The 19,088-nt window shown below is 71.5% G+C and carries 15 protein-coding genes; 5 read left to right on the forward strand and 10 right to left on the reverse strand.

Features of this window, described 5'->3' with window-relative positions:
• Positions 1 to 238: 238 nt before the first annotated feature.
• Entirely contained in the window at positions 239 to 2,278 is a 2,040-nt protein-coding gene (locus tag ACN28C_RS25875; protein ID WP_422770130.1) for an anthranilate synthase family protein, read from the forward strand.
• An 88-nt stretch (positions 2,279 to 2,366) separates the two neighbouring features.
• Here the strand turns inward: ACN28C_RS25875 and ACN28C_RS25880 are convergent, their stop codons facing one another.
• From ACN28C_RS25880 to ACN28C_RS25895, 4 genes are read right to left on the reverse strand one after another with little or no spacing between them, the layout of a single operon-like run.
• Entirely contained in the window at positions 2,367 to 3,575 is a 1,209-nt protein-coding gene (locus ACN28C_RS25880; RefSeq protein WP_422770131.1) for an ABC transporter ATP-binding protein, read from the reverse strand.
• A 7-nt stretch (positions 3,576 to 3,582) separates the two neighbouring features.
• The gene (locus ACN28C_RS25885) at positions 3,583 to 4,422 is read right to left on the reverse strand and encodes a carbohydrate ABC transporter permease (RefSeq protein ID WP_421492315.1); all 840 of its coding nucleotides are present in this window, start codon (positions 4,420 to 4,422) and stop codon (positions 3,583 to 3,585) included.
• Positions 4,422 to 5,411: a carbohydrate ABC transporter permease gene (locus tag ACN28C_RS25890; RefSeq protein WP_422770132.1), complete on the reverse strand. Its 990-nt coding sequence runs from the start codon at positions 5,409 to 5,411 to the stop codon at positions 4,422 to 4,424. Before ACN28C_RS25890 ends, ACN28C_RS25885 begins: the two co-directional genes overlap by 1 nt.
• Positions 5,408 to 6,688: an ABC transporter substrate-binding protein gene (locus ACN28C_RS25895; protein ID WP_422770133.1), complete on the reverse strand. Its 1,281-nt coding sequence runs from the start codon at positions 6,686 to 6,688 to the stop codon at positions 5,408 to 5,410. Before ACN28C_RS25895 ends, ACN28C_RS25890 begins: the two co-directional genes overlap by 4 nt.
• Positions 6,689 to 7,298: 610 nt before the next feature.
• On the opposite strand from ACN28C_RS25895, the gene ACN28C_RS25900 reads away from it, so the two are divergent.
• The 3 genes from ACN28C_RS25900 (at position 7,299) to ACN28C_RS25910 (ending at position 10,410) form a co-directional block, all read left to right on the forward strand.
• A complete protein-coding gene (locus ACN28C_RS25900; RefSeq protein WP_422770134.1) occupies positions 7,299 to 7,730 on the forward strand; it encodes a hypothetical protein in 432 nt (143 codons plus the stop codon).
• 167 nt (positions 7,731 to 7,897) lie between these two features.
• Positions 7,898 to 8,182, forward strand: a complete 285-nt coding sequence (locus tag ACN28C_RS25905) for a hypothetical protein (RefSeq protein ID WP_422770135.1) — start codon at positions 7,898 to 7,900, stop codon at positions 8,180 to 8,182.
• Positions 8,183 to 8,340: 158 nt separating this feature from the next.
• Complete coding sequence (locus tag ACN28C_RS25910; protein WP_422770136.1) at positions 8,341 to 10,410, forward strand: putative bifunctional diguanylate cyclase/phosphodiesterase; 2,070 nt, start codon at positions 8,341 to 8,343, stop codon at positions 10,408 to 10,410.
• Here ACN28C_RS25910 and ACN28C_RS25915 read toward each other — a convergent pair.
• On the reverse strand, positions 10,407 to 11,402 hold the full coding sequence (locus ACN28C_RS25915) for an FAD-dependent oxidoreductase (protein ID WP_422770137.1): 996 nt from the start codon (positions 11,400 to 11,402) through the stop codon (positions 10,407 to 10,409). The two genes, ACN28C_RS25910 and ACN28C_RS25915, sit on opposite strands and share 4 nt — an antisense overlap.
• Before the next feature lie 218 nt (positions 11,403 to 11,620).
• On the opposite strand from ACN28C_RS25915, the gene ACN28C_RS25920 reads away from it, so the two are divergent.
• Complete coding sequence (locus ACN28C_RS25920; protein ID WP_422770138.1) at positions 11,621 to 11,953, forward strand: hypothetical protein; 333 nt, start codon at positions 11,621 to 11,623, stop codon at positions 11,951 to 11,953.
• Positions 11,954 to 11,956: 3 nt separating this feature from the next.
• On the opposite strand, the gene ACN28C_RS25925 is transcribed toward ACN28C_RS25920, so the two are convergent.
• From ACN28C_RS25925 to ACN28C_RS25945, 5 genes are all read right to left on the reverse strand, one after another.
• On the reverse strand, positions 11,957 to 12,712 hold the full coding sequence (locus tag ACN28C_RS25925; RefSeq protein ID WP_422770139.1) for a thioesterase II family protein: 756 nt from the start codon (positions 12,710 to 12,712) through the stop codon (positions 11,957 to 11,959).
• A gap of 49 nt (positions 12,713 to 12,761) precedes the next feature.
• Positions 12,762 to 14,711 (reverse strand): BTAD domain-containing putative transcriptional regulator, encoded by a 1,950-nt coding sequence (locus ACN28C_RS25930; RefSeq protein WP_422770140.1) that lies wholly within the window; start codon positions 14,709 to 14,711, stop codon positions 12,762 to 12,764.
• Positions 14,711 to 16,519 (reverse strand): fatty acyl-AMP ligase, encoded by a 1,809-nt coding sequence (locus tag ACN28C_RS25935; protein ID WP_422770141.1) that lies wholly within the window; start codon positions 16,517 to 16,519, stop codon positions 14,711 to 14,713. The genes ACN28C_RS25930 and ACN28C_RS25935 overlap by 1 nt, the downstream gene beginning before the upstream one ends.
• A gap of 530 nt (positions 16,520 to 17,049) precedes the next feature.
• Positions 17,050 to 18,018, reverse strand: coding sequence for a TauD/TfdA family dioxygenase (locus ACN28C_RS25940; RefSeq protein WP_422770142.1), 969 nt, complete (start codon positions 18,016 to 18,018; stop codon positions 17,050 to 17,052).
• Between the two features lie 22 nt (positions 18,019 to 18,040).
• Positions 18,041 to 18,982 carry a TauD/TfdA family dioxygenase gene (locus ACN28C_RS25945; protein WP_422770143.1) on the reverse strand — a complete coding sequence of 314 codons (942 nt, stop codon included), beginning with the start codon at positions 18,980 to 18,982 and terminating at the stop codon, positions 18,041 to 18,043.
• Between the last annotated feature and the right edge of the window lie 106 nt (positions 18,983 to 19,088).

Below are 19,088 nucleotides of genomic sequence, written 5' to 3' on the forward strand. Positions count from 1 at the left end.
CCGCCCCGGGGCGCCCAACTGGTGGGCGGTTGCCCGGAAGGGGTGCCGGCAGCGACGCCGCTGCCCTAGAATCATCCCGTGCTCGCGCGACTGAACTCCTGGTGGCCCGCCATCCCGGCGGCCGACCTCCGCGCGTAGCTCTTCATCCACGCGGCCGCCCCACGCGGCGGCCGCCAGCGTTCCTCCAGCCCGTACGGCCACTGCCCCGGACGGCCCCACGCTGTGAGGGACGGATCCGATGACCCTGCTGGACCACCTGCTGGACACGATCACCACCGGTGCCGACCCCGGCCCGTTCGCGCTGGTGCGGCGGGACGGTGCCGCCGGCCTGGACGTCTGCGTCGGCCTGCCACGCCGCGTCGCCAGGCTCGCCGACATCCCCCTGCCGACCGGACCGGCCGGGCCGCACACGCTGGCCGTGGTGCCGTACCGGCAGGTCGCCGAGCGCGGCTTCGCCTGTGTCGACGACGGCGCCCCGCTGGAGTGCCTGATCCTCACCGAGGTCGAGCGGGTGCCGCTGGCCCGGGCGCTGGCGGCCCTGCCCGGAGAGCCGCTCGTGGTCCACGACGCCGGCTTCGACCTCACCGACGCCGAGTACGCCGAGATCGTCGGACGGGTCCTCCGCGAGGAGATCGGCCGGGGCGAGGGGGCGAACTTCGTGATCCACCGGTCCCGCCTCGGCACCCTGGCCGGACCACCGCTGCCGGCGGCCCTGGCCGCGCTGCGGCGGCTGCTCACCGGTGAGCGCGGCGCCTACTGGACGTTCCTGGTCTACACCGGCACCCGGATCCTGGTCGGCGCCTCGCCGGAACGGCACGTCAGCGTCGAGGACGGGCTCGTGATGATGAACCCGATCAGCGGCACGCTGCGCCATGCCGGCCGGCCGGCCGAGCGGGATGCGCTGCTGCGCTTCCTCGCCGACCCGAAGGAGATAGACGAGCTGTACATGGTGCTCGACGAGGAGCTCAAGATGATGGCGACCGTGGCGGAGCAGGGTGGGCAGGTGATCGGGCCGTACCTGAAGGAGATGGCGCACCTCACCCACACCGAGTACCTGCTCGCCGGCCGGGGTTCTCTCGACGTGCGGGAGGTGCTCCGGGAGACGATGTTCGCGCCCACCGTCACCGGCAGCCCGATGGAGAACGCCTGCCGGGTGATCGCCCGGCAGGAGCGCCGTGGTCGGGGCTACTACGGGGGTGTCCTCGCGCTGCTCGGTGTCGACGACACCGGCCGGCAGACCCTGGACGCGCCGATCCTGATCCGTACCGCCGAGATCTCTCCCACCGGAGCCCTGCGGGTGCCGGTCGGCGCGACCCTGGTGCGGCACTCCACCGCCGCCGGTGAGGTGGCCGAGACCCACGCCAAGGCGGCCGGCGTGCTGACCGCGCTGGGCCTGCGGCCCGAGCCGGCCGCACCCACCACCCGGAGCGGCGGACCCGCCCGCCCGGGCGTCCGGAGCGGCGGACCCGGCGGTCCGGCACCGGTCGGCCCGGTCCCGGCGGCGGAGGTCCGGCTCGCCGAGGATCCGGCGGTACGGGCGGCGCTCGCCGCCCGCAACGCGGGACTGGCCCGGTTCTGGCTGGAGCAGCGGACTCCGGGCGCCACGGTACGACCCGAGCTCGCCGGCCGGCGGGCGGTGGTGGTCGACGGCGAGGACACCTTCACCGGGATGCTCGCGCACCAGTTGCGGGCGCTCGGCCTGCGCGTGACGGTGCGCCGCTGGACCGAGTTCACCGACCCGGCCGGGCTCGACCTCGGCACCGCCGAACTGACCGTGCTGGGTCCCGGACCGGGAGACCCGGCGCATCCGACGGACCCGAAGATGGTCGCCCTGCGTGCTCTCGCCGGCCGGCTGCTGGACGCCGGGTCACCGACCCTCGGCGTCTGCCTCGGCCACCAGTTGCTGGCCGCCCGGCTCGGCCTGGCCCTGCACCGGCGCACCGCGCCCTACCAGGGGCTCTGCCGCGAGGTCACGCTCTTCGGCACCGTCGCGCGGGTCGGCTTCTACTCCAGCTACACCGCACTGGCCGGCGCCGACGAGCTGACGACGGCGTACGGGCCGGTGCGGCTGGCCCGGGACCCGGCCGACGGTGCGGTGCACGCGCTGCGCGGGCCGGCGTACGCCGGGGTCCAGTTCCATCCCGAGTCGGTGTTGAGCCGGGACGGCATGGCGGTGCTGGCCGAGGTGCTGGGCCGGCTCCTGCCGGACGGCCCGGTCCCGCCGGGACCGGGCCACCCGGACATCGCCGGGACGCATACTTCCCGGCATCCCGGGTAGGCCTTGGCATGCCGGTGGTCCGGGCGGGTTGAGAGCCCCCGTCCGGGCCACCGGTCCGGCATGCCGAGCCTGTCCCCCGTGCCGCGGGTCAGGACGTCAGCGTCTCCGTGTCCCCGCCGTCGTGCAGGGTGAGATTGCGGCCGTTCGCCGGGTCGAACAGGTGAATCTTGTCCAGGTTGAACCAGATCCGGCGGTTCTCACCCTCGGTCACCGTCGACTCGGCCGAGAGCCGGGTCACCAGGTTGGCCCCGTTGCCGCCGAAGTCGTCCGCGCCGGAGTCGGCGGCAAGTTCCTCCAGCTCCGCCGCACTCGCCCGCTCGCCCTCGACGGTCAGATAGACGTACTTGTCGGAGCCCATCGACTCGACGATGTCGACCGGCGCCTCGAACTCCGTCCCCCGACCCCGGGTCTGCTCATCGACGAGCGCGGCATCCTCGAAGTGCTCCGGGCGGATGCCGAGGATCAGCTCCCGGGGAGCGTCCTCGGCGGCCAGTTCACGCCGGATGCGGTCGCCGAGGGGCAGGTCGCCGACTGCCGTCCGCAGCGTGCCGTCCTCGACCGCCGCGTGCAGGAAGTTCATCGACGGCGAGCCGATGAACCCGGCGACGAAGAGGTTGGCCGGACGGTCGTAGAGCTCCTGGGGCGGGCCGACCTGCTGCACCGCGCCGCCCCGCATGATCACCACCCGGTCACCGAGGGTCATCGCCTCGGTCTGGTCGTGCGTCACGTACACCGTGGTGGTGCCGAGCTGCTTCTGCAGCCGGGAGACCACGGTACGCATCTGTACCCGCAGCTTGGCGTCGAGATTCGACAGCGGCTCGTCCATCAGGAACGCCTTCGGGCTCCGAACGATCGCCCGGCCCATCGCCACCCGCTGCCGCTGCCCGCCGGAGAGGTTCGCCGGCTTGCGGTCGAGCAGGGCGGTCAGCTCCAGCACCTTGGCCGCCTCGTTGACCTTCTGCTCGATCGTCGCCCTGTCCAGCTTGGCCAGCCGGAGTGGAAACGCCATGTTCTCCCGGACGGTCATGTTCGGGTAGAGGGCGTACGACTGGAACACCATCGCGATGTCCCGGTCCCGGGGGGCCCTGTCGTTGACCCGCTGGCCACCGATCCTCAGCTCGCCGGAGCTGATGTCCTCCAGCCCGGCGATCATGTTTAGGGTGGTCGACTTCCCGCAGCCCGACGGGCCGACCAGGATGACGAACTCGCCGTCGGCGATCTCCAGGTCGACGTCCCGAACCGCGACGGTCCCGTCCGGGAAACTCTTGCTCACCTTGTCCAGCACGATGTCAGCCACTGCGATCTCACCCCTTGACGGCGCCGGACGTCAGGCCCGACACGATGCGACGCTGGAAGAACAGCACGAACAGAATGATCGGAATCGTGATCACCACGGCGGCGGCGCAGATCGCGCCGGTCGGATCCTCGAACTGGGACTCCCCGGTGAAGAACGACAGCGCCACCGGCACCGTGCGGGACCGCTCGGTGGAGGTCAGCGAGATCGCGAAGAGGAAGTCGTTCCAGCAGAAGATGAAGACCAGGATCGCGGTGGTGACGACCCCGGGCGCGGCCAGCGGGGCGATCACCCGGCGGAACGCCTGCGCCGAGGTGGCGCCATCCATCTTGGCGGCCTTCTCCAGGTCCCACGGGATCTGCCGGAAGAACGCCGAGAGCGTGTAGATGGCCAGCGGCAGCGAGAAGGTGATGTACGGCAGGATCAGCCCTGGCCAGGTGTCGAAGAGCCCGAGCGACCGCTCGATCTCGAACAGCGGCGAGACCAGCGAGACCTGCGGGAACATCGCGATCAACAGCGAGACCCCGACCAGCGCCCGCTTACCGGGAAAGTCCAGCCGGGCCACCGCGTAGGCAGCCATCGTGCCGAGCACCACCGCGATGAAGGTGGCGATCAGGGCGATCCCGATCGAGTTGCCCAGGGCCCGGACGAACATGTCGGTGGAGAAGATCGTCCGGTAGTTGTCCAGGGTCCACTCCCGGGGGATGAAGTTCCCGTCGGTGAGCGTGGCAGTGGTCTTGAACGACAGCGAGGCGATCCAGAGCACCGGGATCAGCGCGAAGACCACCACCACGACGTCCAGCAGTCCCCATCGCCACTTTGCCGTGGCGGTGGTGTCGGCGGCCGCCATCAGCGCCTCCCTTCGTCGGCGCCGCTACCGGGCGCGGCGGTGCCGAACAGCTTCACGAAGACGAACGCGAGGATCGCCACGGTGATGAAGATCAGCACCGACATGGTCGAGCCGATCCCCAGGTTGAGACCGCGCATGAGATTGTTGTAGGCGAGCATCGATACGGACGACGTCTCGTTCGACCCGCCCGTCAGCACGTAGATGTTGTCGAAGACCCGGAACGCGTCCAGGGTCCGGAAGAGGAGCGCCACCAGGATCGCCGGCTTCATCACCGGCAACATCACCTTGATGAACCGCTGCCACGCGGTGGCGCCGTCCATCGAGGCCGCCTTGAGCAGATCCTCCGGCACCAGGGCCAGACCGGCCATCAGCAGCAGCGCCATGAACGGGGTCGTCTTCCAGATCTCCGCCAGCATGATGATCGCCAGCGCGCTGGCCCGCTCGGTCAGCGGGGCCCCGTCGCTGAAGAGCGTGGCCAGGTATCCGGTGCCGGGCGTCCAAGCGTACCGCCAGGAGAAGGCCGCCACGACGGTGACGATGCCGTACGGAATCAGCGCCGAGGTCCGGACCAGCCCGCGCCCGACGATGGTCCGGTGCATCACGATGGCCAGCCCCATCCCGAGCACCAGCTCGACGGCGACCGTCACGACGGTGATCAGCATGGTCACCCCGAACGCGGTCCACCAGTAGTCGTTGGTCAGCACCGTGACGTAGTTGGAGAGCCCGATGAACTCCCGCTCCTCGGGGAACTTGAGGTCGAAGCGCTGCATCGACAGCCAGACGGAATAGAGGATCGGATAGGCGGTGACGGCCAGCATCACCAGCGCGGCCGGCGCGCAGAGCAGCCAGGCCAGCCGGCGCTCGGCCCGCTTTCCCTCGCTCAGCGCCGGCCGGCCGGCGCGGCCAGGCCGGCCGCGCCGCGGCGCGGGCACCGCGCCCTCCGCGCCGTCCCGGTCCACGGCGGTCGTGGTCTCGGTCTCGGTGCTCACGGCAACACCCCCTTCGAGTCGAGCGCGTCCTGCGTCGCCTCCCGCATCCGCTCCGCGGTCTCCCGCGGGTCGATCGACGACGGCGGGGAGAGCATCGCCGACAGCACGGTCGAGATGTTCTGGTACGCCGGGCTGCGCGGCCGGGTCGCCGCGTCCTTCAGCTCCTCCAGGATGGTGTCCCGCATCGGGTACGCCTCGGCCATCTCCGGCTCGGCGTAGACGCTCTCGATCGTCGGCGGCACCCCGTCGTTGATCGCCGAGAACTTCTGGTGCTCGGCGTTGCGGATGCATGCGGCGGCGTCGAAGGACTCGTCCGGATGTTGGGTGTAGCGACTCACCCCGAGGTTGAACCCGCCGATGGTCACCCTGCTCGGTGTGCCGGGGTCGATCCCGGGATAGCGTGCCCACCTCACCTTCTCCGCGAGCTCCGGAGCGGCCTCCTGCATCGCCGGATAGACGAACGGCCAGTTGAGCTGGAACGCACCCTGCCCGGACTGGAAGTCGAGCCGGGCCTGGTCCTCGATCGTGTTCGAGAAGGAGGACGTGGTGATCCCGGCGGTGGCGAACCGGTGCAGTACCTCGAGGGCCCGGACGGCGCCCTCGTCGAAGACCGCCCTGGTGCCGTCATCGTCGATGATCCGGCCTCCGGCGCTGGCCACCAGGGTGTTGTAGAGGACGACCAGCCCCTCGTACTGGGCGCCCATGGTGACCACCCGGTACGGGTGGCCCTGCCCCCGCAGTTCCTGGGCCATCCGGATCATCTCGTCCCAGGTCCGGGGAGGCTGCTGCACCAGGTCGGAGCGGTACCAGAGCAGTTGCACGTTGGTGTTCTTCGGCGCGGCGTAGAGCCGGCCCTCGTACCGGGCCGTCTCCAGGGGCCCGGCCAGCGTGCCCCGCTCGGCCTCGGCCCTGCGCTCGCCGGTCCACTCCAGCAGCCAGCCCGCGCTGGCGAACTCCTGGGTCCAGGTCACGTCCAGCCCGAGGATGTCCATCCCGGTGTCCTCGGCCGCCAGCCGGCGGACCAACTGGACGCGCTGGTCGTCCGCGGCCCGGGGCAGGACGCGGTAGACGATCCGGTACCGTCCGCCCGCCTCGGCGTTGCAGTCGTCCACCACCTTCTGGATGTTCTGCTCGGTGGTGTAGTAGAGGTTGATGGTGGGGATACCGCCGTCGTCGCCGGCGCCGCAGGCGGCGAGTGGCGCCAGCAGCGTCACCGCGACCGCCGCCGCCCCGAGCCGGACCCGGTGGGCCCGGCGTCCCCGGTCCGGCTCAGCCATGACCGCACTCCACCGGGCCGGCCCCGGCCACTCTGCCGACGTCGGCGTCCGCCCATCGTGACCGCCGATGACATCTCACGTCGCGCATCCGGTGATCGCTCATCACGCCGCCTCTCTCTCCACGACGGCCGGGGCGTACCCGTCCCGGCACACGGCGAAAGCACCCCGCCTCAGGCCGCCGGCCGATGCGGGTCGCCACGGGCGGACCCGTGGGCTGCCGGACCCGGCAAGGGTGTCGAATGTCCCCACTGCCCCGCCGCCCGGCGAACGAAACATCGACGATCATCGGCCGAAACATGAGCGGCACGACGCGACCGTGCAGCCGCGCAGCCGCGCAGCCGCGCTGTGGGCGCCCGGCGACCGGCTCGCGGGCAGGAATCCACTGTGATATTCCGGAGGGCCGCCGCCTCGACTACCGTGGGTGCTGCCTCCGGCGCCAGCAGGTCGCCGTCGACGCCGACACGCTCCCGGACCGGCCTCTCACCTACCGCCGGCCTTCGCCGCCGGCCGGTCCGAGGCGGTCCGGTCCGAGGCGGCAGGTTCCGATAGGCGAAACGCGCCCCGTTCCCGCGATCCTTGGGCAGGATCGTCCGCAAGAGGAGGTGCCGCCGTGCAGAACACCCGGACGCTCACCCTGTCCTTCGAGGTCAGCGGGCCGCCACCGGTCAGGACCGAAGCGCTGTCGATCTTCGCGGCCGGTCACCGGCAGGCCGCCCGGGTCCGTACGCTGCTCCAGGCCGCCTGCGCGGCGGCGCAGCGCAGCGGCTGGACGGCGCTGACCGAGCCGGTCGCCCTGGAGGTCGTGCTGCGCCGCCCACCGGGTAGCCGGACCTCCGACGCGGCAACCCTGCTCGGCGGGATCGGCGCCGTGCTCCAGGACAAGAAGCGCGCCGCCGACATCGGCCTCGCGCACCTCGGCGTCCTTGCCGACGTCGCGCTCTACGTCGACGACCGGCAGATCCAGCAGATTTCGTACCGGGAGGAACCGGCCGACGAGGTGTCGTACCTGGTCCGGGTGACCACGCTGCCGTCGGTGGTGTGATCCGTGGACTTCCGTCGGCCGGCCGCCCACCGTACCCCGGCACGCGCGGCACCGGGCTCCACCGACGCGAACCGGTTTTACCAGCGGCTGCCGCTGGGTACGCGGACGATCACCGGCGGCTGACGGGGATCCGGCGGTGACGACACCGGCGACGGAGGGAGCGGGCCATGTCGGAGCCACACGTGACACTCGACGGCACCGGGCTGGAGGCGACGCGGCAGCGTCTGCGGGGGCCGCTGGAGGAGCAGCTCACCTCCGCGCTGCGTACGGCGACCGACCGGGTTCGCGCCGACTACGCCGGCGAACCCGTGGACGAGGTCTGCCGCCGGCTGCTCGACGAGACCAGGGCCGGGCTGCACCCCGACATCGCCGAGGGCTTCACCCCGGACATGGACGAGTTCTGCCGGGTGGCGGTGGCGATCGTCCGGCAGGACGCACCCGGGCTGTCCTGACGCCGTCCCGCGACGATGCCCCGTCCGACGCGGCGCCGCCCAGCGATCGACGCTGGCCGTCGGCGTCTGACCTCCGTACACTCGGTGCGCCGTTACGGCCGGCCGTGCGCGTCCCGCGTGCCGTGCACCGGATCCAGCCGATCACTACGGGAGGCCACGTGTCCGCACTGCCGTCCAGTGTGCCCACCGCGGTGCTCGACACCACCTCCACCGCCCTGCTGACCACCTCCGAGCAGGGCGAGGTGACCTGGTACAACCGCGCCGCACAGCGGCTCGGCCAGCTGGTCGGCGCGGACATCGGCTCGCTGCCCTTCGCCACCGCCACCCCGGACGGCCCGCCGGTCGAGCTGCGCTGCCCGACGGCCGACGGTCAGGTCCGGCACCTGCGAGTGACGTGCCGGCGGCTGCCGCCGCTGCCGCGCAGCGCACCGGAGCCGGACGCCCGGTTGGTGTACGAACTGACCGACGTCACCGAGCAGCGCGCCGACCGGCGCCGCGCCGACGACTACGCCTGGCGGCTCTCCCGGATCGAGCAACTGGCCCGGGTCGGCACCTGGGAGTGGCACCTCCCCACCGACCAGGTGGTCTGGTCACCCACCCTCAAGGCGATGATCGGGCTGGCTCCGGAGACGGCCCTGGACTACCCGACCTACCGGACGATGATCCATCCCGACGACCTCGGGATGATCGAGGCGGCCCTGGACCGGGCGATCCGGGAGGCGGCACCCTTCACCTACACCCACCGGATGTACCAGGCGAACAGCCGGCAGATGCGGATCCTGGAGTGCTACGGCGAGGTCTTCACCGACGAGTCCGGCCGCCCGCTGCGGATGCTCGGTACGGCGCACGACATCACCGAGATCCGGAAGGTCCAGGACGAGCTCGCCTACCTGGCCGAACACGACCCGCTGACCGGCCTGCCGAACCGGCGGGCCCTGACCGCCCGGATGAGCGAGCTGACCGCCGCCGGTGCACCGGCGACCGCGGCACTGCTCCTGATCGACATCGACAACTTCAAGGACATCAACGACCTGCGTGGCCACACGGTCGGCGACGAGGTGCTCCGGCTGCTGGCCCGCCTGCTGACCCGTCACCTGCCACCCGATGCGGTGCTCGGCCGGCTCGGCGGGGACGAGTTCGCCGTGCTGCTCCCCTGCTGCGACGCCGACCGGGCGCTCGCGATCGGGGCCGGCCTCTGCGACCTGGTCGCCCGTACCCCGCTCGCGGTCCGGGGTGAGCCGCTGCGGGTGACGCTGAGCATCGGAGCCGCCCCACTCGACAGCGCCGAGGACGACACCCTGCTGCTCGCCCACGCCGACCTCGCGCTTTACCAGGCCAAGGGAGAGGGCCGCAACCGGGCCCGGCTCTTCGCCCCGGAGCAGCACCGCGTGGCGGCCCGCCGGGTCGACCTGCTCTCCCGGGTACGCCAGGCACTCGACACCGGCCAGTTGCAGCTCGACGCGCAGCCGATCATCGACCTCGCGGACGCCCGGGTACGCAGCTACGAGCTGCTGATGCGGGTACGCGACAACCAGCACCGCCAGATCGGTCCCGGTGACTTCCTGCCGGCCCTGGAACGCGGCGACATGATCTACGAACTGGACCGCTGGGTGGTGGAGACCGCCACCTCGGCACTCGCCTCGGCCCGGGCGGTCGGGGTGGAGCTGCGGCTGGACGTCAACATCTCCAGCCGCTCCCTGGAGGATCCGAGCTTCGGCGACTGGGTGGTCGGCACGCTGGCCGCCGCGGGCGTACCCGCCACCCAGCTCGGTCTGGAGATCACCGAGACCACCGCCATCGCGAACCTGGCCGCCGCCCGCCGGCTCGCCTCCACGCTCACCTCGGCCGGCTGCCGGTTCAGCCTCGACGACTTCGGCGCCGGGTACGGCTCCTTCGTCTATCTCAAGCACCTGCCGTTCAGCGCCGTCAAGATCGCGGGTGAGTTCGTCCGCCAGGCCGACCACGGCGGCTCGGACCCGATCCTGATCGACGCGGTGGTACGGGCCGCGCACGGGCTGGGAATGCGGACGGTCGCCGAGCACATCGACCGGCCGGAACTGGTCCCGGTGCTGCGCAGGCTCGGCGTCGACCGGGGGCAGGGCTACCACCTCGGCCGGCCCGAGCCGCTGCACGTGCTGATGGCCCGGACCACCGCCCCGGCGCCTCGACAGAACGCCGCCAGCCCCGCCGCCAGCCCTGGCCGCGCCGAACTGGCCCCACCGGGCTAGGCCCCACCTGGTTCTGTGCCGGCGAGCGCCACGACCTCGTCGGCGCAGCCCCAGGCCAGGGTCACCCCGGCACCGCCGTGCCCGTAGTTGTGGATCAGTCGGACCGGGCCGGGCAGCCCCGGCGCCTCCTCGGCGACCCGGGCGCCGCCGTGCCGACCGGGCCGCAGCCCGGCGAGTTGCCCGAGCACCGGCGCCCCGGCCAGCTCGGGGACCAGCGCGACGCAGCGGGCCACGATCGCGTCACCGGCCGCCTCGTCGGGCCCGGTCTCCGTCCGGTGCGGCTCGTAGCTGCCCCCGAGCACCACGTCCCGACGGCGCGGATGCACGTACGTGACCCCGGCCGGATTCGCCTCGTCCCGCACCGAGGTGGTGAGGCCGGGGTTGGCGACCAGGACGATCCGCCCCCGGATCGGGTGCACGGCCGGGTCTCCGGCGAGGTCTCCGGCGGCCAACCCGGTCGCATTGACCACCAGCGCCGGCCGGGCGGCCGACGTCACCGCCCCGACCGCCCCGGTGGCGGCGTCGACCAGCCGGTCCACCCGGTGCCGGCGCACCGGCACGCCGAGCGCGCCGAGCCGGTGGACCAGCCACTCCAGGTACGGTCCCATCTCGACCGCCGGCACGGTGAACCGCCACTGTCCGGCGTACCCCTCGGGAGGCGGGACGGTGCGGAAGTCGGTGACCGCCGGGGCCCACCAGGGATCGCCGGCAGTCACCGGTGCACGCAGCAGCATCCGGGTCGGCCGCATCACCACGCCGGGCACACCCTGCCGGGCCTGCTCGGCGAAGGTCTCGAAGGTGCGGCGCGCCCAACCCAGCACCCGAGGATCGCCGCTGGTCCGGGTCGGATACCACACCGCGGCGGCGACCCGGGAAACGGTGTCGGCCGGGTCGTGCGCGGTCAGCACCGTCACCCGGGCACCCGCCTCGGCCAGCCGGACCGCAGTGGTCAACCCGACTATCCCGGCGCCCAACACCACCACGCCGCGCATCCGGTCAGCCTGTCGTCTCGGGGTCTCGTGAAGCCTGCGGTGGGGGATTGTCGGATGGATCGGGACCACACACCATCCCGCAGGGTAGCGGCATTCTCACCCGAGGTCCATACAGGAAGACCCCCAAACCGCGCCGGAACCCCGTAAGTAAATAAAGACCCCTGACCAGGGACCAATAAGGGTTTCTGCGCACGAAAGGTACGACTATTCTCGGAGCCGTGCAGGAAGAGATGGACCGAGGGCTCAGCCCTTCCACCCGCATCCAGCGCTACGTGGTGGTCTCCGAGGTCGTGGTCGAGGTGGAGAACGACTACCGGCTCAGGGCGGCGGCACTGGGCAAGCTGGAGGCGATCGCGGCCAGCACGCCGGAAGGGCTGGAGCGGATGCGCGCCCGGATCGAGGGCGACACCGCGGTGGCGCTCGACTTCCTCACCGATCCGGTCGCCGCCATCGCCGAGGCGGACGGCATCCGTGCCCGCGGCCACGGCATCCGGGTCCGCCGATACCTCCCGGCGGACGACGGCGACGGCCGCGGCGACCGCGAGAGCTGAGCCCTAGCAGGAGAGGAGCCGCTCGACCAGCAGCGGCACCAGCCGGTCCGCCTGGTCGTCGAGATAGAAGTGGCCGCCGGGCAGCGAGTGCACATCGAGTCCGGCGCTGGTGTGCACCACCCAGTGCCGCGCGTCGGCGGTGGTGAACGTGTGGTCCCGATCCCCGACGATCGCGGTGACCGGGCAGGTCAATGGCTCGCCGGAGGCGTACCGGTAGGTCTCGATCAGCCGCAGGTCGCCTCGGACCATGGGCAGCGTCAACTCCCGGATGTCGGGGTTTTCCAGCAGCTCCGCGCCTCCGCCGCCGAGTTCCCGGAGGTACGCGACCACCCCGTCGTCGTCCCGCAGGTGCACCCCGAGCGAGCGCCGGGCCGACGGCGCCGGACCGGCCGACGCGAAAAGCCGGCGCACCGCGACCGGAGCGCCGCCCCGCAGCCGCCGGGCCACCTCGAACGCCACCACAGCGCCCATGCTGTGCCCGAAGAACGCCACCGGGCCGGCCAGCTCACGGTTGACCGCCGCGACGACCTCGTCGACCAGTACGGTCATGTCGTCGATGACCGGCTCGCCGTAGCGGTTCTGCCGGCCGGGATACTGCACCCCGATCACCTCGATCGACTCCGGGACCAGATCCGCCCACTGCCGGAAGACGCTCGCGCCGCCACCGGCGTGCGGAAAGCAGACCAGCCGGAGCGTGGCCCGCCTGGCCGCGCCGAAGCGGAGAAACCAGGCGCTCGCCACGCCGCTGTACGTGCTCACCGTTCGGCTCCCTTGTCTCGGGCGGGTACCCCGGGACGGAGCCCGGCGCTCATCGGTTCTCCTGGGTGCCGGGGTCGGGCCACCGCCCGCCGAAGACCCGGTCCAGGGCCGCGTACCGCTCGTCGGCCGTCTCCTCCCCGGCGGCCTGCTCCAGGGCGAGCGCTCGGACCAGGTCGTGGAAGAGGTACCGGACCTGGCTCGCCCCGTCGACCTGGACGACGTCCAGCAGCCGGGCGTCGACCAGCTGCTCCAGCAGTTCCCGGGCGGTGCCGAGCGTGACGTCGAGCAGCACCGCGGCGGTCCAGATGGCGAATCGCGGCACGTCCAGGAGGGCGAGCAGCCGGAACGCCCGGCGGGCCGGCTCCTCCAGGCCCTGGAGGCTCAGCGCCACGCTGGCCCGGACCTCGAGATCACCGATCCGGAGTTCGTCGAGCCGGCGGCGCTGGCTGGAGAGCCGGTCGGCGAGCCGGGCCAGCCGCCAGTGCGGCTTGGCGGTGAGCCGGGCGCCCGCGATGCGTACGCCGAGCGGCAGGTAACCGCAGAGCCGGACGATCCGGACCGCCGCCTCCGGTTCGGCGGCCACCCGGGCCGCACCGACGATCTTGGAGAGCAGCTCCAGTGCCTGCACGTGTTCGAGGACGTCCAGGTCGATCAGGGGTACGCCCTCCAGCGCGGCCAGCCGGGCCCGGCTGGTCACCATCGCCGCGCAGGTGGGACTCTCCGGCAGCAGCGGGCGCACCTGCTGCTCGCTGGCGGCGTTGTCGAGCAGCACCAGCACCCGCCGCCCGGCCAGCCTGCTCTGGTAGAGCTGGACCCGCTCGGCCGTGGACGGCGGCACGGCCGACGCCGGCAGGCCCAGCGCCTGCAGAAGGGTGCCCAGCAGGTCGGCGGAGTCCGCCGGCTGTGGCCCGGCGCCGCGCAGGTCCAGGTAGATCTGTCCGTCCGGGTAGGACGGGCGCAGCAGGTGGCCGACGTGGATCGCCAACGCCGTCTTGCCCAGCCCGGCCATTCCGCCGATCACGCAGGCCAGCCGTCGGCCGCCGCTGTCCCCGCTGCTACGCAGCAGCGCGGCCACCTGGGCGGCCTCCCGGTCCCGGCCGGTGAAGTCCGCCACGTCCGGTGGTAGCTGGGAGGGCGGCGATCCGACCGGGGCGCCCCCGGCCACGACCCGCTGCTCCGCCACAGGCAGGGTGAGCGACTCCTCGGCGGCCAGCACGGACTTGTGCAGGTCCTGTAGCTCGCGTCCCGGGTCGATGCCGAGTTCCTCCGCGAGCAGGTGCCGGTAGTCCTGGTAGCTGGCGAGCGCGTCCGCCTGCCGCCCGCAGCGGTAGAGGGTCAACATGAGTTGACCCCGGAACTGCTCACGCAGCGGGTCCGCGGCGACCAGCCCGGTCAGCTCGACGACCAGCCGGGCGTGCTGGCCCAGCGCCAGCTCGGCGTCGATCCGGTCGCCGAGCGCGGCGAGTCGGGCCTCCTCCAGTCGGGGACGCTCCGCGTCGCCGAGGAACTCGGTCACCCCGGCGAGTGCGGGGCCGCGCCAGAGTGCGAGCGCGCCGCGCAGCGCCTGCGCGGCCTCGGCCGGCCGACCGTCGGCGAGGGCGTCCCGGCCGTACGCCGCGAGCCGCTCGAAGCGCACCAGGTCGAACCGGTCGGGCGCGACCCGCAGCACGTATCCGGGGCGCTGCCGGACTATCTCGGCGTCGGGGGCGAGCTTGGCGCGCAGCCGGGAGACGTAGGTCTGGATCTGTGCGGCCGCGGTGACCGGCGGGTCGTCTCCCCAGAGCAGGACGGCGAGTCGCGAGTCGGAGACCACCCGGCCCCGGGCGAGCAGCAGCGCGGCCAGCACCGTGCGTACCTTGGCGGCGCTGAGTTCGACCGCGCCGGTCGAGTCGACCACCTCGACCGAACCGAGGATCCGGAAGTCCATCTGGCAGGGGTGACCGGCCGGGTCCGCGGTGGTGCCGGGGAGCGGCGCCGGGATCGACGGGTGCCCGTCCATCAGGACCTCCCGCCCGTCACCGAGAGGCCCTGTCTCGTCGGCGCCGCGAGGGGTCGACCGACGGTGCGGTAGCGGCGCTGCGTCTCGATGTCCAGATCCTCGTAGACCGGATCCAGGGCGTCGGCCATGAACAGTTCCCGCATCAGCGCCCGCTGCACCTTGCCCCCCGGCGACTTGCGCACCTTGCCGGGGCGCAGGAAGGCGACGTTGGCGACCCGCACCCCGAAGCATCGGCTGAGCCAGTCCTTGACACTGCGGGCCAGGCAGGAGAGTGCGGCCGGATCCGCTGGCTCGCCGCGCACCTCGTGCAGTACCACGATCTCCTGCCGGGGCGACGGCACCGCGAAGACCGTGCCGGTGAGATCGGCGAAGCGGATGTGGGAGGTGCGTACCGCCTTCTCCATGTCGTACGGGTAGAGGCTGCGCCCGCCGATCACGAGCATCTCCCGCATCCGGCCCAGGACGTACAGCCCGGCGCCGGCCCAGACGCCGACGTCACCGGTACGCAGGTAGCCGCCCTCTCCGGCGGCCGTGGTCGCGCCGAACACCCGGTCGGTCTCGGGCTCCCGCCGCCAGTAGCCACGGGCCACGCTCCGGCCCCGGATCCAGATCTCGCCGAGCCGGCCGTCGGGCAGTACCGCGCCGGTCTCCGGGTCGACGATCCTGACGTCGAGATCGTTCACCACGCCACTGCTGACGAGTGATCTCGCGCTGGGCGTATCGACCGCCGCCGGCAGCAGGACGTTCTGTTCCAACCGGCTCGGATCGAACCGTTCCACGGCGAGTGGACGACCGGGTCGGGTGCCGGAGACGAAGAGCGTGGATTCGGTGATGCGGTAACCGACCCGCACCGCCTCGCGACGGAAGCCCGCCGCGGCGAACCGGTCGGTGAATTCGATCAACGGCTCCGGCTCGATCGGGTCCGCGCCGCCGACCCAGGCATGCTCCCAACGACCCAGGTCGACGCCGCTGACCTGCTCGTCGGTCAACTCCCGCGCACAGCGGCGGTATGCGAAACCCGGGGCCGAACTGACCCGGACATCGTATTTGTCGATAGCCTTCAACCAGCGGGACGGATCTGCGAAGAAATCGTCAGGTGACATTAGAAATGTGGTGGCGCCGCGATAGAGCGGCTCGAGCAGCATTTCGATCAGACCAGCGCTGTCGTGCAACGGAAGCCAACTGAGGCAGCGGTCCTCCGGTGTCAGGGAAAGGGCCTCCCGGAATATGCCGAAGTTGTGCGCCAAATTTTCGTGGCTGACCATCACGCCTTTCGGATCGCTGGTGGATCCGGTGGTGTAGCTCAGCAGCGCGAGCGCCTCGGCGCCGATTCGCGGCGAACCGTCCCAGCTGCCCGAGGTGTCCGCGACGGCGATGTCGGTGGCCGTACAGAGCAACCGGTCCAGCCCGTCCTGGCTCATCCAGTCGGAGACCGTCACCAGGCTCGCACTGTCGGTCAGCACGATGCGCGGATCCGAGTCCAGCGCAATCCCGGTCGCCCGCATCAGGTGGTGCTTGTCCCCGTCCGGTAATGGCGCCGGCACCGGCACAATTCCGGCATACATGCACCCCAGGATGCTTTTGACGAACTCGAGGCCGGTCGGATAGAGGAGCAGGGCCCGGTCACCGGGACGGCAACGGTCCCGCAGCCGACCGGCCAGCACCCGGGCCGCACGGTCCAGTTCGCCGTAGCGCAAGGATTCTGAATGCTCTTCACATTCACTCCAGCGCAGGCAGACGACCGCCTCCCGGTCCGGATCCCGGCCGGCAAGCCGGGCGACCCGCTCCACGACACCCACGATTCCCACCCGCATTTCCCCCCAAATGTTGGCTGCGGGAAGCGTAGACCGGCCACGGCGGGCCACCGAATGAGCCACGCCCTCTCGGCAACCACGACCGCGGACGCCAGCTCTCCCAAACGCTCACGGACGGTTCCGCCTACAATATCGGCGCCCGCATATGCAATCAAGTCGGGTTGGAGACACCGACAAGAACTTCGAGCGAAACATCAGGAAAACGTCACTCGCCAATCCTGACGGGAGTCTTCTCCGAGGTAAGGGCGGTCGGTCACCGTTGCCGCGATGTCCCTGTCAGCAGGACAATTGACCCGGACAGCCGGGAAACCTACCGCTTCATTGCCGACCCCGAACGCCATAATCGCAGGTCGTCGGGATATGGAGTCCCGACCAAAAGACAAGCAACTTTCACGTACTCGCGCGTAACCCAGACAATCGCGGCCGGAACAGCCCTAAACAAGCCGGAAATAGTTCATGGGATACGAAAGCCCGCCCCGGGCGGCCTGACGGCCGCCCGGGGCGGGCGCTCGCTTGCGTCGGTATCAGCCGTGCGACGGCTCCGCCATCGCCACCGCGATCTGCCGCGGGCCGGTGAAGGGCTCACGGCCGTGCGCCGCGAGCATGTTGTCGACCACCAGGACGTCGTCGTACTGCCAGTCGAACCGGACCGTCGCGGCCCGGTAGCAGTCCCGCAGGTGGCCGATGACGTCGTCCGGGATCCGGGCGCCGTCGCCGTAGTAGGTGTTGGTCGGCAGGTCCTCCTCGTCGAAGATCTCCAGCACCCCCTCCCGGACGTCGGCCGGCAGCGTCGTGACGTGGAAGAAGGTCGCGTGGTTGAACCACACCGTCTCGCCGCTGACCGGATGGGTGTGCACGGCCCGGCGGACCGCCCGGGTACGCAGCCCGCCGCCGTCGCGCCACTCGGTCTCGATCCCGTTCGCCGCGCAGTACGCGGTGACCGCGTCCCGGTCGTCGGTGTTGAAGACCTGCTGCCACGCGGTGCCGAACGAGGCGTGGAAGTTGCGCACCACCATCCAGCCCCGCCGGACGAACTCCTCCCGGACGGTCGGATCGATCGCCCGGTAGACCTTCCGAATGTCCGCCAGCGGCGTCGCGCCCCGGGTCGCCGGCGCCTGCCGGCAGTAGAAGTACAGGGTCAGCGGCCAGACCGCCTGGTAGGAGTTCTCGTTGTGCAGGAAGATCTCCTCGTTCGGCGGGTAGTCGGTCGAGGTGTAGACCTGGCCCTTGATGGTGCTGCGCGGCGAGGAGCGCTCGGAGTAGGTCAGCGGCGGGCCGGAGAGCGCGCGTACCACCGCGTCGAACCCGTCGACGCCGCCGACGGAGAAGCCGCGCAGCAGCAGCGCCCCCCGCTCCTGGAGGATTCGCCGCAGGTCGGCCCGCTCGGCCGCGATCAGCTCCCCGATCTCGACCCCGACCGACTCGCGGGTGCGCACGCACGGCATCGTCGGCAGGTTGGTGGTCGCGGCGGTGTCGGTAGTGGAGAGAGTCATGGTCCGGCCCTTCGAGGGAGGTTCAGTCGGACATGGCGACCAGGACCCGGCGCCGCCCGGTGAACGGACGCCGGCCGTGCCCGACCAGTACGTTGTCGATCAGCAGCACGTCGCCCTGCCGCCAGTCCACGTCGACCGCGCTGGACAGCCCACGGTCGCGCACCTGGATGACGTAGTCGTCCGGGATCGGGCTGCCGTCGGCGAAGGTGACCGACTGTGGCAGCTCGTCCGGCGGCAGCACCTCGGCCAGCGACCTCGCGGTCTCGTCACCGAGTGCGGCCGGGTGCCACTGGTCGGACTGGTTGAACCACACCTCGACCCCGGTGCTGGGGTGCCGGGTGGTGGAGGGGCGGTCCTGGGTCACCCGCAGTCCACCGTCCGGCTTCCACTCCCAACTCGCCTCGGTGCTGCTCAGGAACGCCTCGACCTCGTCGCGGTCGGCGGTCTCGAAGGTGTCCTGCCAGCTCTTGCCGAGGCCGAAGCCGTCGTGCAGGTTCTGGGTGTAGCGGACCCCGTCGGCGTAGGCGGCCCGGACCTCCGGGTCCAGGGACTCCAGCCACCGGACACCGTCCACCACCGGGGTGGCGCCGCCGGTCTCCGCCGCCGTGTGGCAGAAGAACATCAGCCGGGCCGGCCACTGGTGTGCGTACGACAGCTCGTTGTGCATCGAGATGGTGAACTCGGGCGGGTACTCGGTCGAGGTGTAGACGTTCTTCCCCACCTTGGTACGCGGCGAGTTGCCGTGCACGTACGCCAGCCGGTTCGGCAGCAGCCGGTCCATCACCGGGTCGAGCGTCTCCTCGGTCACCTGGAAGCCGCGGAAGACCAGCGCCTTCTCGGCGGTCAACAGCTTCGCCAGGTCCGGCATGCTCGCGAGGTAGTCGACCAGCCCCTGCGGGCTCGCCTCGACCCCGACGGCCGCCGGGTCGATCTCCGTCGGTCTCCAGGTCTGGTGACCTTCCATCGGGCTCTCCCTTCGAGAGGACTCCCGCGAGGCTGGAGACCGGCGGCGGGAATCAGAAGGTAATGCGTTGGTGACACAGCCGTCATCCAGTCCAAGGATGGCGGCA

This window comes from Plantactinospora sp. WMMC1484 (genome assembly GCF_049315195.1).
GTDB lineage: Bacteria > Actinomycetota > Actinomycetes > Mycobacteriales > Micromonosporaceae > Plantactinospora.

Coding starts and splice junctions, on each gene's coding strand:
- ACN28C_RS25875 (WP_422770130.1), top strand. CDS start 239: ATGACCCTGCTGGACCACCTGCTGGACACGATCACCACCGGTGCCGAC.
- ACN28C_RS25885 (WP_421492315.1), bottom strand. CDS start 4,422: ATGGCGGCCGCCGACACCACCGCCACGGCAAAGTGGCGATGGGGACTG.
- ACN28C_RS25895 (WP_422770133.1), bottom strand. CDS start 6,688: ATGGCTGAGCCGGACCGGGGACGCCGGGCCCACCGGGTCCGGCTCGGG.
- ACN28C_RS25905 (WP_422770135.1), top strand. CDS start 7,898: ATGTCGGAGCCACACGTGACACTCGACGGCACCGGGCTGGAGGCGACG.
- ACN28C_RS25915 (WP_422770137.1), bottom strand. CDS start 11,402: ATGCGCGGCGTGGTGGTGTTGGGCGCCGGGATAGTCGGGTTGACCACT.
- ACN28C_RS25930 (WP_422770140.1), bottom strand. CDS start 14,711: ATGGACGGGCACCCGTCGATCCCGGCGCCGCTCCCCGGCACCACCGCG.
- ACN28C_RS25940 (WP_422770142.1), bottom strand. CDS start 18,018: ATGACTCTCTCCACTACCGACACCGCCGCGACCACCAACCTGCCGACG.
- ACN28C_RS25945 (WP_422770143.1), bottom strand. CDS start 18,982: ATGGAAGGTCACCAGACCTGGAGACCGACGGAGATCGACCCGGCGGCC.